This is a genomic window from Kitasatospora sp. NPDC004289 (genome assembly GCF_053602875.1).
On record NZ_JBSGEL010000048.1, the window covers coordinates 1 to 11,941 of the forward strand.

Sequence of the window (11,941 nt, forward strand, 5' to 3'; positions counted from 1 at the left end):
GGGAACTGCGCGGGTACGGAAGCGGCTCACCTGCAACTGAGGGCACGTCAGCCAGTTGCAGGTGCTGCCGTTCCCCCGCGCGCAGTTCCCCGCGCCCCCGGATGCGCAGCCACCTCCGTCAGTAGGCGACGTCCAGTGCACTGGTGACCGCGGCGAGGGCCTCGGCGTGGGTGAGCCCCAGGCGGGCCGCCCTCTGGGCGTAGTCGGTGGCCGCGGCGGCGGCGAGCTTGTGGGCGGTGTCGCCGGTGGCGGCGATGAGGGTGCCGCGTCGTCCGTGGGTCTCGACCACCCCGTCGGCCTCCAGCTCGCGGTAGGCCCGGGCCACCGTGTTGGCGGCGAGGCCGAGCTCCTCGGCCAGGGCCCGGACGGTGGGGAGCTTCAGGCCGGCGGCCAGGGCCCCGCTGCGGGCCTGTTCGGCGATCTGGAGCCGTACCTGCTCGTACGGGGGAGTGGCCGACTGGTGGTCGACGGACAGCTGCACGTGGTCTCCTGACGGTTCGTTGGCCCCATTCTGCCGGAAAGGCCGATGGCCCCCGCCGCGGAAGCGGCGGGGGCCATCGGCTGTGGCGTTGCTACGGGTGAGATCAGTGGTGGCCGTGGCCGCTGGTGATCTCGTGGTGCTCCTCGGCGGTGGGCTTGGGGATCTGGCTGCCCTCGCCGTAGAAGCCCCGGGAGAGCTTCGAGCGGGTCTTGGCGAGGACGCCGACCTTGCGCTTGACGCCGTTCTCGTCCACCTCGGCCGGCAGCTCGATCGGCTGCGGCTGCTCGTGGGCGGTGTACTTGTGCAGGTCCGCCTGCGGCAGCTGCGCGTGCACCTCGACGAACTCGCCGTGCGGCAGGCGCTTGATGATGCCGGTCTCGCGACCGTGCAGCACCTTCTCCTTGTCGCGGCGCTGGAGGCCGAGGCACCAGCGCTTGGTGACGATGAACGTGATCACCGGGATGACGAAGAAGCCCACCCGGACGAAGTACGTGATGTCGTTGATCGAGAGGTGGAAGTGCGTGGCGAACAGGTCGTTGCCACCACCGATCAGCAGCACCAGGTAGAGGCTGATCCAGGCCGCGCCGAAGGCGGTGCGGACGGGAGCGTTGCGCGGGCGGTCCAGGATGTGGTGCTCGCGCTTGTCGCCGGTGACCCAGCTCTCGATGAACGGGTAGACCGCGATGGCGACCAGGACCAGCGGGAAGATCATCAGCGGGATGAACACGCCGAGGTTCAGCGTGTGGCCCCACAGGCCGATCTCCCAGCCCGGCATGACGCGGATCAGGCCCTCGGAGAAGCCCATGTACCAGTCGGGCTGGGCGTCGGTCGACACCTGGTCCGGACGGTACGGGCCGTACGCCCAGATCGGGTTGATCGTGGCGATCGCCGAGACCGCGGCGATGATGCCGAAGACCAGGAAGAAGAAGCCACCGGCCTTGGCCATGTAGACCGGCATCAGCGGCATGCCGACGACGTTCTGCTCGGTCTTGCCCGGGCCCGCCCACTGGGTGTGCTTGTGGTAGAAGACCAGGATCAGGTGCGCGACCAGCAGGCCGAGCATGATGCCCGGCAGCAGCAGGACGTGGATGGTGAAGAACCGCGGCACGATGTCGGTGCCGGGGAACTCGCCGCCGAACAGGAACATCTGGAGGTAGGTGCCGACCAGCGGCACCGCCAGGACGGCGCCCTCCATGAACCGGATGCCGGTGCCCGAGAGCAGGTCGTCGGGGAGCGAGTAGCCCATGAACCCGTCGAACATGCCCAGGAACAGCAGCAGGAAGCCGAAGACCCAGTTGACCTCGCGCGGCTTGCGGAACGCGCCGGTGAAGAAGACGCGCATCATGTGCACGATCATCGCGGCGACGAACACCAGCGCGGCCCAGTGGTGGATCTGACGGATCAGCAGACCACCGCGGACCTCGAAGGAGATGTCCAGGGTCGAGGCGTAGGCCTCCGACATCCTGATCCCCTGGAGCGGGGCGTAGGAGCCGTGGTACACGGTCTCGCCCATGCTCGGGGTGAAGAACAGGGTGAGGTAGACACCCGTCAGGATGATGATGATGAAGGTGTAGAGGCAGATCTCGCCCAGCATGAAGGACCAGTGGTCCGGGAAGATCTTCCGCAGGTTGGCCTTGGCCAGGGTGTAGATGCCCAGCCGGCCGTCGGCCCAGTCCGCCGCCGCCTCGTACTTGTTGGCGGGCTTCGCGCGGGTGCTGGCCGGCTTGGCGGCACCCGAGGTGCTGCTCGTGCTCATCGGCTGCGCTCCCAGTAGCTCGGACCGACGGGCTCGTCGAAGTCGCCGGTGGCGACCAGGTAGCCCGCTTCGTCAACGGTGATCTTCAGCTGCGGCAGGGGGTGGCCGGCCGGGCCGAAGATGACGCGCGCGCCGTCCGCCAGGTCGAAGGTCGACTGGTGGCAGGGGCAGAGCGCGTGGTGGGTCTGCTGCTCGTACAGGCTGATCGGGCAGCCGACGTGGGTGCAGATCTTCGAGTAGGCGAGGATGCCCTCGAAGCCCTTCTCCTTGGACTTCTCGTCCTTGAGGTCGCCGGGCGCGATCCGGACGAGCATCAGCGCGTCCTTGGCGATCTGGACCTGGAAGTCGTGCGCGTCCTCCTCGAGGCCTTCCGGCTTCGCGAAGGTGAGCGAGCCGACGATGACGTCCTCGGGCTTCATCGGCTCGTTGGTGTTCATGTTGATCAGCTGGAGCGGCTTGGCCTGGGTGGCCTCCTTCCAGCCGGTGTGCTCCAGCTTGTCCTCGGGCAGCGGCCCGAGGTCGCGGAGCAGCACCACGCCGGAGAGCGGCACCAGGGCCATCGACCCGATCAGGGTGTTGCGCAGCAGCTTGCGACGGCCGAAGCCGGACTCGGCGGCACCCGTCTTGAACTGCTCGATGACGTCGGCGCGGACCTCGTCGTCGGCCTCGATCGGGTGGCGCTCGGCCGGGATCTCGTGGTCCGACATCAGGGTGCGGGCCCAGTGGACCGCGCCCGCGCCGATGCAGAAGAGCGCCACGCCGAGGGTCAGGCCGAGCGCGAAGTTCAGCGCGCTGACGTGACCGATCGGGAAGATGTAGACGATCTTGTCGATCGGGAAGATCACGAAGGACGCGATGAACCCGATGGTCGACAGCATCGACAGGATGAACAGCATCGCGACCTGGCGCTCGGCCCGCTTGGCGGCCCGCTCGTCGATGTCGGTGCGACGCGGCTCGTGGGCCGGCAGGCCCGGGTCGGCGAACGGGTCGCCGTGCGTGGCGACCGCGGTGCCGTGGGAGTCGTGCGACTCCGGCAGGTTGTCCTTGGACATGTCGTGGCTCATGACTTCTTGGCCTTGGTGGTGTGGGCGGCGACCCAGATCGCGACCGCGATGAGCGAGCCGAGGCCGAAGATCCAGCCGAACAGGCCCTCGGTCACCGGACCGAGGCTGCCCAGGGTCAGGCCGCCGGGGTTGGGCTCGTCGTTGGTGGTGTGGCGGACGAAGGCCACGATCTGCTTCTTCTGCTCCTCGGGCATGGTGCTGTCCGGGAAGGAAGGCATGTTCTGCGGGCCGGTCTGCATGGCCTCGTAGATGTGCTTGGCCTCCACGCCCTCGAGCGACGGGGCGTACTTGCCCCGAGTCAGGGCACCACCCTGACCGGCGAAGTTGTGGCACTGGGCGCAGTTGGTCCGGAACAGCTCGCCGCCCTTGGCGACGTCGTCCGGGTTGGTGGAGGTGTACTGCTCCTTGAGCGGAACCACCGGGCCGGGGCCGAGCGAGGCCACGAAGGCGGCCATCTGGTCGATCTCGGGCTGCGAGTAGATGACCTTCTTCTTCGGCACCTGCGCGCCGGGCTGCTGGGCCGGCATGCGGCCGGTGCCCACCTGGAAGTCGACCGCGGCGGTGCCGACGCCGACCAGGCTCGGACCGTCCGAGGTGCCCTCGCCGTTGAGGCCGTGGCAGGAGGAGCAGCCGACGGCGAAGAGCTTCTTGCCCTCATCGATCGCGAGCGACTGCGCCGAGCTGTCGGCCTGCGCCTTCTCTGCGGGCGCGAACGCGGCGTACAGTCCCCCGGTGGCCGCCAGGGCGAAGATTAGGACGAGCAGCGCCGCCAGTGGGTGGCGCCGTCGTGCTGAGAGCTTTTTCACGGATTTAACCCCGGGGTCAGGATCTGGTCGGCTGGATGGGCGTGCCCCGCGCTGCCCGTTCTGCTCGGGTGCTGCGGGGCCGCGCGCGGTCGGTCGGTGCGGTCAGTCGGCTCCGGCCGGCGGCCAGCGACCTGATCTAGCTGGTTACTTGATCAGGTAGATGGTCGCGAACAGGCCGATCCACACGACGTCGACGAAGTGCCAGTAGTACGACACCACGATCGCGGCGGTGGCCTGCTCGTGCGTGAACCGCTTGGCTGCGTACGTCCGTGCCAGGACCAGCAGGAACGCGATCAGACCACCCGTCACGTGCAGGCCGTGGAAGCCGGTGGTCAGGTAGAACACCGTGCCGTACGGGTCCGAGGACAGCGAGAGGCCGTCCTTCTTGACCAGCTCGGTGTACTCGAAGATCTGACCGCCGATGAAGATCGCGCCCATCACGAAGGTGATGACGAACCACGAGCGGAGCTTCTTCACGTCACCGCGCTCGGCGGCGAAGACGCCGAGCTGGCAGGTGAGGGAGGAGAGCACCAGGATCGTGGTGTTCACCGAGGAGAAGGGCACGTTCAGTGCGTGAGCCTTCTCGGTCCAGAACTCTGCGCCCTTGACCGAGCGGAGGGTGAAGTACATCGCGAACAGGGCCGCGAAGAACATCAGCTCCGAGCTCAGCCAGACGATGGTTCCGACGCTGACGAGGTTCGGCCTGTTGACCGCTCCGTGCGCGTGTCCGGTTTCTGTTGCTGTTGCTGTCGCCACGACGGACATTATGTCGGTCCCTTATTCCGTCTTCACGCCGGGGGGTCCACCTCGGAGTGTCCGGTGCGTGCGGTATGCCCCGATGGCAGCCGACGGGGCGTCGGAGACCCCCTCCACCGGCCCGGTGTCCGTTTTCTGATGGTTCATCGGAAGGTGCCGACACCCGTTCGCCCCGCGTGTTGCTCCGGGCCTCCTGACGGTCCGTCGGCTAGGGGCGCCCGCTCCCTCCGCCGTCCGGGTGGACTCGGCCCACCGGGTGACGGTCCGTCGCCCGAGCGGGTGAGTCCCGGGAGGGCTCGTCCCGGCGAGATCGCGCGAGGGGCTCACCACGGGCGGTGCGCCGGAGTAGCATCCGGAAGTGAACGTGGTCCGGATCACATCCGGGCCCGGTCGAGCCGACGCGCGCGCACCACCCATATAAGAGGACGAGCACCGGGAGCAGGGCCCATGGCGCACACGACGGACGAGACGCTCACCGTGCTCGTCTACAGCGACGACCGCAACACCCGCGAGCAGGTCACCCTTGCCCTCGGCCGCCGCCCCGCCGCCGACCTCCCCGAGGTCGAGGTGCTGGAGTGCGCGACGGTGCCCGCCGTCCTGCGCGCCCTGGAGAAGGGCGGCATCGACCTCTGCGTCCTCGACGGGGAGGCCGTCCCGGCCGGCGGCCTCGGCGTCGCCCGCCAGATCAAGGACGAGATCTACGGCTGCCCGCCGGTCCTCGTCCTCATCGGCCGCCCGCAGGACTCCTGGCTCGCCGCCTGGTCCCGCGCCGACGCCGCCATCTCCCACCCGGTCGACCCGGTCCCCTTCGCCGAGTCCGCGGCCACGCTGCTGCGAGCCCGCGTGGCGAGGCGCACTCCTGCGTAAGTGGTGATGCGTCCGGGGGCGCGGGGAACTGACGCACCGTCCCACCCGGGGCGGCCGTCTCACTGGGAAGAACAACACCGCATCAGCGGGCCGCACCTCGCTAGGCTGGCTCCAGTCCACGTCAAGACGGAGAACTGGAGCTAGCCATGGCCCGTACCTGGCCCGACCTGTTGAGCGCACTGCTCGCCGGTGAGAACCTCACCCAGGCCGACGCCGCCTGGGCGATGGACCGGATCATGAGCGGCGAGGCCACCCCCGTCCAGGTGGCGGGCTTCGTGGTGGCGCTCCGCGCCAAGGGCGAGACGGTGGACGAGATCGCCGGCCTGGTCGACTCGATGTACGCCCACGCCGTCCAACTCACCGTCCCCGGACCGGCGGTGGACATCGTCGGCACCGGCGGCGACCGCGCCAAGACGGTCAACATCTCCACCATGTCGGCCATCGTGGCCGCCGCCGCCGGGGCCAAGGTGGTGAAGCACGGCAACCGTGCCGCCTCCTCCGCCAGCGGCGCGACCGACGTGCTGGAGCAGCTCGGCGTCAGCCCGGACGTCCCGCCGCACCGGGTGGCCGAGATCGCCGAGGAGGTCGGCCTGACCTTCTGCCCGGCCCCGGTGTTCCACCCCGCGATGCGGCACGCGGCCCCGGCCCGCCGCGACCTCGGGGTGCCGACGGCCTTCAACATCCTCGGCCCGCTGACCAACCCGGCCCGGGTGACCGCCCACGCGATCGGCTGCTTCGACACCCGCCTCGCCGGGCTGATCGCCGGGGTGCTGGCCCGCCGCGGCGCCAGCGCGCTGGTCTTCCGGGGTGACGACGGCCTGGACGAGCTGACCATCTCCACCACCTCGCACGTCTGGACGGTGAAGGACGGTCAGGTCACCGAGACCACCTTCGACCCGCGCGAGGTCGGCATCGACCTGGTCGACATCGAGGCGCTGCGCGGCGGCGACCCGGCCTTCAACGCCGCCGTGGTCCGCCGCCTGCTGGCGGGTGAGCGCGGCCCGGTCCGGGACGCGGTGCTGCTCAACTCGGCCGCCGCGCTGACCGCCCTGGACCTCACCGACGCCCCGCTCCCGGAGCAGCTGAAGGCCGGGATGGCGCGGGCCGCCGAGGCCATCGACTCGGGCGCCGCCGAGACCCTGCTGAAGAACTGGGCCGAGGCCACCACCCGTTCCTGAGCGTCGAGTTGAAGGCCCGGACCACGGTCCGGGCCTTCTTCGTACCCGGATGCGTCCAGATAGTGGAATGCCGTTTGACCACTCTTCGGAAGCCGCTCTAGAGTTCACGACAGGTCATGAGCGACAGCGACAAGCCCCAGCTTGCTGTCCGGCAACCCTCCGTCCGTGGCGGGGTGCCCTGGGTGAGGACCGGGCACTGCGGCGATCCGTCCGCAGCGCAAGCGCGGACGTCGGCGGCACAGCTGCACCCCGAGGTCCCGGACCTTCAGAGGAGTGCACCCCCATGTCCGTCGCCACCTCCACCTGCGCCCCGCTCCCCGTCCTCGGCCACGACGTCCAGGTGCCGCTGGCCTCCGGCGAGAAGGTCACCTACGCCGCCCTCGACTACGCCGCGAGCTCCCCGGCCCTCCAGCGGGTCTGGGACGACGTCGCCGCCTACGCCCCGTACTACGGCTCGGTGCACCGCGGCGCCGGCTACCTCTCTCAGCTCTCCACCGACCTGTTCGAGCAGAGCCGCCGCACCGTCGAGGAGTTCCTCGACCTGCGCGAGGGCGACCAGGTCGTCTTCACCCGCGCCACCACCGACTCGCTCAACCTCCTGGCCGCCGCCGTCCCGGCCGGCACCGAGGTCTTCGCCTTCGAGACCGAGCACCACGCCTCGCTGCTGCCCTGGGCGCACAACGGCCTCAAGGTCACCTACCTGCGCGCCCCCCGCTCGCACGCCGAGGCGGTCGAGGCCTTCGACCTGGCGCTCGCTCAGAACCCCGCCGAGCACCGCCTGCTCTGCGTCACCGGTGCCTCCAACGTCACCGGCGAGCTCTGGCCGATCGCCGAACTGACCGAGGTGGCCCACCGCCACGGCGCCCGGGTCGTCCTGGACGCCGCCCAGCTGGCCCCGCACCACCGCGTCTCGGTCCGCGAGCTGGACGTCGACTGGATCGCCTTCTCCGGCCACAAGCTCTACGCCCCGTTCGGCGCCGGCGTCCTGGCGGGCCGCTCCGACTGGCTGGACGCCGCCGAGCCCTACCTGGCCGGCGGCGGCGCCAGCCGCACCGTCGCCCGCGAGCTCGACGGCTCCGTCGCCGTCGAGTGGCAGACCGGCCCGGCCCGCCACGAGGCCGGCTCCCCGAACGTGATCGGCGCCTACGCCGTCGCCTCCGCCTGCCGGGCGCTCACCGAGGCCGGCTTCGACGCGCTGGAGGCCCGCGAGCAGGAGCTGATCGCCCGTCTGAAGGCCGGTCTGGCCGAGGTCCCCGAGGTCCGGGTGCTCAGCCTGTTCGGCGAGGACGCCGCCCGGGTCGGCGTGCTCTCCTTCGTGGTGCAGGGCTGGAACAGCTCGCACTTCTCCGCCGCGCTCTCCGCCGAGTACGGCATCGGCGTGCGCGACGGTCTGTTCTGTGCGCACCCGCTGGTGCGGACCCTGCTCGGCGGGGAGGAGGCGGCGCCCTCCGAGTGCGGCGCCCCCGAGCCGTCGCTGCCGGGCGAGCGCAGCCTCAACGCCATCCGGGTCTCCTTCGGCGCCGGCACCCCGGACGAGCACCTCGACCGCTTCCTGGCCGCCGTCCGGGCGCTCGTCTCCGACGGGGCGGCCTGGAACTACCGCAACGAGGGCGGCCGCTGCGTCGCCGACTCCCGTCGGGGCTGAGCGGAGTGGGACGGTAGGGCAGCGACCTCAGGGGCGCGGGGCTCTGCTGATCTGCGGCTCCGCCGCGGCGCGCGCGGGGGGAACGGCAGCACGGGCAACCGGCTGACGGCGGTTCAGTTGCCGGTGAGCCGCCTTCCGTACCCGCGCAGTTCCTCGCGCCCCTGAGCGCTTGCCCTGCCGAGGCTCCGTATGTCAGTCGAGCCCGAGGGCGAACGCCGCTTCGAGGTCGTGCTTGGAGTAGGTGCGGAAGGCGATCTGGGTCTCGGTGTGCTGGACGCCGGGGATCTTGTTGACCTTGGCCGGGATGACGGAGGCGAGGTCGTCGTGGTGGCGGACCCGGACCATGGCGACGAGGTCGTAGCCGCCGGTCACGGAGTAGACCTCGCTGACGCCCTCGATGGCCGCGATCTCCTCGGCGATCTCGGGGATCCGGTCGACGCTGGTCCTGATGAGCACGATCGCGGTGATCACTCTGAAGCTCCTGTCCGTTGGTTCCGGGTCAGCGTAACGGCCGCCCAGGTGCCCAGGTACCCGGCGGCGAAGCCGATGACGTGGACCGCGTAGGCCACGCCGGTGCCCCCCTGGCGGACCGAGAGCCACTGGAGCAGGAACCAGAGCCCGAGCACCAGCCAGGCCGGGAACCGCAGCGGCAGGAAGAGCAGCACCGGCACCAGCGCGGTGACCCGCGCCCTCGGGTACAGCCGCAGGTAGGCGCCGAGCACTCCGGCGATCGCCCCGGAGGCCCCGACCAGGGCGCGGACCGACTCGGGCCCGCCGGTCTGCGCGAGCGCCCAGCCGTAGGTGGCGAGGTGACCCACCATCAGGTAGCCGAGCAGGAACCGGACCCGCCCGAACCGCTGCTCCACCCCCGGCCCGAAGACGAAGAGGAAGAGCAGGTTGCCCAGCAGGTGCGCCCACCCGGCGTGCACGAACAGACCGGTCAGCGGCGAGAGCAGCACCAGCTTGTGCGGCGAGGGCACCAGCGGCGGGCAGTCCGCCGACGCGGGCGGCAGCTGCCGGAGCCGGTCCTGCGTCAGCGGACGGTTCGCCAGCAGCTCGGCGGGGACGGCCCCCCAGCGCTGTTCGTAGCGCTGCTCGGCGCAGACCCGGGCCGGGCCGGTGCCGTAGCGGGGGTTGAGGCCGGCGCTGGGGGAGACCAGCAGGACCAGCAGGCTCAGGCCGATCAGCGTCCAGGTGACCACGGGGACCCGTTCCGGCGGGCGGAGGTCGCGGGTGCCGGGCGGGTCCAGGACGGGGGTGGCCATGGGTGCAGGCATTCCTCCGGGGCCGGTCCGGCACACCCGGGCCTGCTGCATGTGGGGGACCCGCGGGGCGGGCCGGAATCCGTCGGACCGGATCGCGGACGCCCGGTCCGCGGGCACCCGGCCAGGCAATAGGCTTGGCCTCCCGGACCCTGGGTGACCGCCGATCGCGCGGCACCAACGAGAGGACTTGGCACATGACCATCGCGCTCCCCACCGCCGAGACCCGCTGGCGTTGCACGCTCTGCGGCAACCTCACCCGCTTCGACGTGACCCGCTCCGCCCGGACGGTGGAGTTCCTCCACTTCGACCTGGCCGGTGAGTCCAAGGTGGAGGAGACCGAGGTGCTCGCCGAGACCGTCGAGTCGGTCCGCTGCCGCTGGTGCAACGCGGTCGACCAGGTCGAGCTGGTGGCCCGTCCGGGGGCGGAGGACGCCGCCGCGGAGCAGCAGGACTCCTGAGATCGCGGGTGCCCCGGCCCGCCCGGCGTGTGGCGCGTGTCGGGCCGGGGCACGGTACCCGCGACAATTGCAGAGAGCGGTGTGTTTGAGGGCAGCGGCAAACGGCCGTGCGGACCCCGCGCAGCAGGATCGGAGCCGAGGACGTGGTGGACGCAGCCAGGGGGACAGCCGAACCGCAGGGGCAGCGACCCCCGGCGGGGCCGGCCCCTGCGGCCGCCGCCTCCGAGGACCCCACCACCGAGGACCTCGCCACCGAGGCCCCCACCACCGCAGGCCCCACCGTCGAGGGCCTCACTGTCGAGGGCCCCGTTCCCCAGGACACCGAGCAGCCCCACGGCGAGCAGTTGGGCCGTCCGCTCCCGGAGGGCGTCCGCCACCGCGTGGTGGGCATCGCCGCCGACGCCCTCGGCGGGCTCCCCGCCGGTGAACTCCCGGCCTCGCTGCGGCAGTACGCCAAGTTCACCCCCGCCCGCCGGGCCAAGTACGCGGCCACCGCGCTGGCCGCCGCGCTGGAGGCGGACCCGGCCTTCCGGCAGCGGATAGCCGAACGCCTGCGGCTGGGCCAGCCCGATCTGGTGAAGGCACTGGAGTCGGGCAGCGTGCCGGGCGCGGCCGATCCGATGGACGTGGCCGCCGCCGCCTACCTGGTCCGCCCGGCCGGCTGGGCCGCGCTGGTGGCGGAGGCCGGGGAGCTGGCCGAGCGGGCCGGCGCCGAGGGGGCGGCGGCCGAGGCCGAGCGGCTGGTGGAGAAGCTCCAGGAGGAGCTGGCGGAGGCCAGGGCCCACGCCCGGGCCGACCTCGACCGGCAGCGCGCCGAGGGCGAGGGGGTGCGGCGCGAGGCGGAGTCGCTGCGCAAGAAGGTGCGGAGCCTGGAGAGCGACACCCGGCGGGCGCAGGCCGAGGCCCGCAAGGCGCAGGCCGAGTTGGCGGAGGCGAGGGCCGCCGCGTCCGCCGAGCTGAGCGCCGCCGAGGCGGAGTCCCGGCGGCTGCGGCACCGGATCACCGAGCTGGAGGGCGCGCTGGAGACCGGCCGCCGTTCGGTCCGGGAGGGCCGCAGCGTCGAGGACATGCGGCTGCGGCTGCTGCTGGACACGGTGCTGCAGTCGGCCCAGGGCCTCCAGCGGGAGCTTGCGCTGCCGGTGACGCAGCTCCACCCCGCCGATCTGGTGGACGCGGTGGTGCCGGGCTCGGCCTCGCCGCACGACGTGGCCCGGCGGGCGCTGGCCGAGGACGATCCGGCGCTGCTGGACCAGTTGCTGGCGATCCCTCAGGTCCACCTGGTGGTGGACGGCTACAACGTGACCAAGACCGGGTACCCGACGCTGCCGCTGGAGCAGCAGCGGATGCGGCTGCTGGGCGGGCTGGCGATGCTGGCCCAGCGCACCCAGGCCGAGGTGACCTGCGTGTTCGACGGTCAGGACCTGGACGCTCCGGTCATCATGGCGCCGCCGCGCGGGGTGCGGGTGCGCTTCAGCCGGACCGGCGAGACGGCGGACGAGCTGATCCGCCGGCTGGTGCGGGCCGAGCCGCAGGGGCGGCCGGTGGTGGTGGTCTCCACCGACAAGGAGGTGGCGGACGGCGTGAAGAAGGCGGGTGCGCGCCCGGTCTCCTCGATGCTGCTGCTCCGGCGGCTGTCCAGGCCGTGAACTCTTCTGATGTCCGGTC

At 71.5% G+C, this 11,941-nt stretch carries 12 protein-coding genes and 1 riboswitch; of the genes, 5 read left to right on the forward strand and 7 right to left on the reverse strand.

The features are described from left to right. Positions 1 to 118 precede the first annotated feature (118 nt). The 5 genes from ACWEPF_RS27510 to ctaE all read right to left on the reverse strand — a co-directional run bounded on the left by ACWEPF_RS27510 (position 119) and on the right by ctaE (position 4,872). Positions 119 to 481, reverse strand: a complete 363-nt coding sequence (locus ACWEPF_RS27510; RefSeq protein WP_452174650.1) for a GntR family transcriptional regulator — start codon at positions 479 to 481, stop codon at positions 119 to 121. A gap of 103 nt (positions 482 to 584) precedes the next feature. Then, complete coding sequence (gene qcrB, locus ACWEPF_RS27515; RefSeq protein ID WP_452174651.1) at positions 585 to 2,237, reverse strand: cytochrome bc1 complex cytochrome b subunit; 1,653 nt, start codon at positions 2,235 to 2,237, stop codon at positions 585 to 587. Beyond that, positions 2,234 to 3,301 carry a cytochrome bc1 complex Rieske iron-sulfur subunit gene (qcrA, locus tag ACWEPF_RS27520; RefSeq protein WP_345279835.1) on the reverse strand — a complete coding sequence of 356 codons (1,068 nt, stop codon included), beginning with the start codon at positions 3,299 to 3,301 and terminating at the stop codon, positions 2,234 to 2,236. The genes qcrB and qcrA overlap by 4 nt, the downstream gene beginning before the upstream one ends. Then, positions 3,298 to 4,107 carry a cytochrome bc1 complex diheme cytochrome c subunit gene (gene qcrC / locus ACWEPF_RS27525; protein ID WP_345279834.1) on the reverse strand — a complete coding sequence of 270 codons (810 nt, stop codon included), beginning with the start codon at positions 4,105 to 4,107 and terminating at the stop codon, positions 3,298 to 3,300. The genes qcrA and qcrC overlap by 4 nt, the downstream gene beginning before the upstream one ends. A gap of 144 nt (positions 4,108 to 4,251) precedes the next feature. Then, complete coding sequence (gene ctaE, locus ACWEPF_RS27530) at positions 4,252 to 4,872, reverse strand: aa3-type cytochrome oxidase subunit III (protein ID WP_345279833.1); 621 nt, start codon at positions 4,870 to 4,872, stop codon at positions 4,252 to 4,254. A gap of 438 nt (positions 4,873 to 5,310) precedes the next feature. Between ctaE and ACWEPF_RS27535 the strand changes: the two genes are divergently transcribed. From ACWEPF_RS27535 to ACWEPF_RS27545, 3 genes are all read left to right on the forward strand, one after another. Next, on the forward strand, positions 5,311 to 5,730 hold the full coding sequence (locus tag ACWEPF_RS27535; protein WP_345279832.1) for a response regulator: 420 nt from the start codon (positions 5,311 to 5,313) through the stop codon (positions 5,728 to 5,730). 146 nt (positions 5,731 to 5,876) lie between these two features. Beyond that, positions 5,877 to 6,908 (forward strand): anthranilate phosphoribosyltransferase, encoded by a 1,032-nt coding sequence (gene trpD, locus ACWEPF_RS27540; protein ID WP_452174652.1) that lies wholly within the window; start codon positions 5,877 to 5,879, stop codon positions 6,906 to 6,908. A 112-nt stretch (positions 6,909 to 7,020) separates the two neighbouring features. Then, a riboswitch (SAM riboswitch) is annotated at positions 7,021 to 7,138 on the forward strand. A gap of 53 nt (positions 7,139 to 7,191) precedes the next feature. Continuing rightward, complete coding sequence (locus ACWEPF_RS27545; protein ID WP_452174653.1) at positions 7,192 to 8,553, forward strand: aminotransferase class V-fold PLP-dependent enzyme; 1,362 nt, start codon at positions 7,192 to 7,194, stop codon at positions 8,551 to 8,553. A gap of 192 nt (positions 8,554 to 8,745) precedes the next feature. Here the strand turns inward: ACWEPF_RS27545 and ACWEPF_RS27550 are convergent, their stop codons facing one another. Further along, positions 8,746 to 9,024 (reverse strand): Lrp/AsnC family transcriptional regulator, encoded by a 279-nt coding sequence (locus tag ACWEPF_RS27550; protein WP_452174654.1) that lies wholly within the window; start codon positions 9,022 to 9,024, stop codon positions 8,746 to 8,748. Next, entirely contained in the window at positions 9,021 to 9,818 is a 798-nt protein-coding gene (locus ACWEPF_RS27555; protein ID WP_452174655.1) for a rhomboid family intramembrane serine protease, read from the reverse strand. The genes ACWEPF_RS27550 and ACWEPF_RS27555 overlap by 4 nt, the downstream gene beginning before the upstream one ends. Positions 9,819 to 10,012: 194 nt before the next feature. Here ACWEPF_RS27555 and ACWEPF_RS27560 point away from each other — a divergent pair, with 194 nt between their 5' ends. Together ACWEPF_RS27560 and ACWEPF_RS27565 are read left to right on the forward strand one after the other, a co-directional pair. Further along, entirely contained in the window at positions 10,013 to 10,276 is a 264-nt protein-coding gene (locus tag ACWEPF_RS27560) for a hypothetical protein (RefSeq protein ID WP_345279823.1), read from the forward strand. A 344-nt stretch (positions 10,277 to 10,620) separates the two neighbouring features. Then, positions 10,621 to 11,922 carry an NYN domain-containing protein gene (locus tag ACWEPF_RS27565; protein WP_452174683.1) on the forward strand — a complete coding sequence of 434 codons (1,302 nt, stop codon included), beginning with the start codon at positions 10,621 to 10,623 and terminating at the stop codon, positions 11,920 to 11,922. Positions 11,923 to 11,941 lie beyond the last annotated feature (19 nt).

What these genes read in the sequence shown, in the direction of transcription:
- qcrB (WP_452174651.1), bottom strand. Translation starts at nt 2,237, where the DNA reads ATGAGCACGAGCAGCACCTCGGGTGCCGCCAAGCCGGCCAGCACCCGC.
- qcrA (WP_345279835.1), bottom strand. Translation starts at nt 3,301, where the DNA reads ATGAGCCACGACATGTCCAAGGACAACCTGCCGGAGTCGCACGACTCC.
- ctaE (WP_345279833.1), bottom strand. Translation starts at nt 4,872, where the DNA reads ATGTCCGTCGTGGCGACAGCAACAGCAACAGAAACCGGACACGCGCAC.
- ACWEPF_RS27535 (WP_345279832.1), top strand. Translation starts at nt 5,311, where the DNA reads ATGGCGCACACGACGGACGAGACGCTCACCGTGCTCGTCTACAGCGAC.
- trpD (WP_452174652.1), top strand. Translation starts at nt 5,877, where the DNA reads ATGGCCCGTACCTGGCCCGACCTGTTGAGCGCACTGCTCGCCGGTGAG.
- ACWEPF_RS27545 (WP_452174653.1), top strand. Translation starts at nt 7,192, where the DNA reads ATGTCCGTCGCCACCTCCACCTGCGCCCCGCTCCCCGTCCTCGGCCAC.
- ACWEPF_RS27555 (WP_452174655.1), bottom strand. Translation starts at nt 9,818, where the DNA reads ATGGCCACCCCCGTCCTGGACCCGCCCGGCACCCGCGACCTCCGCCCG.
- ACWEPF_RS27560 (WP_345279823.1), top strand. Translation starts at nt 10,013, where the DNA reads ATGACCATCGCGCTCCCCACCGCCGAGACCCGCTGGCGTTGCACGCTC.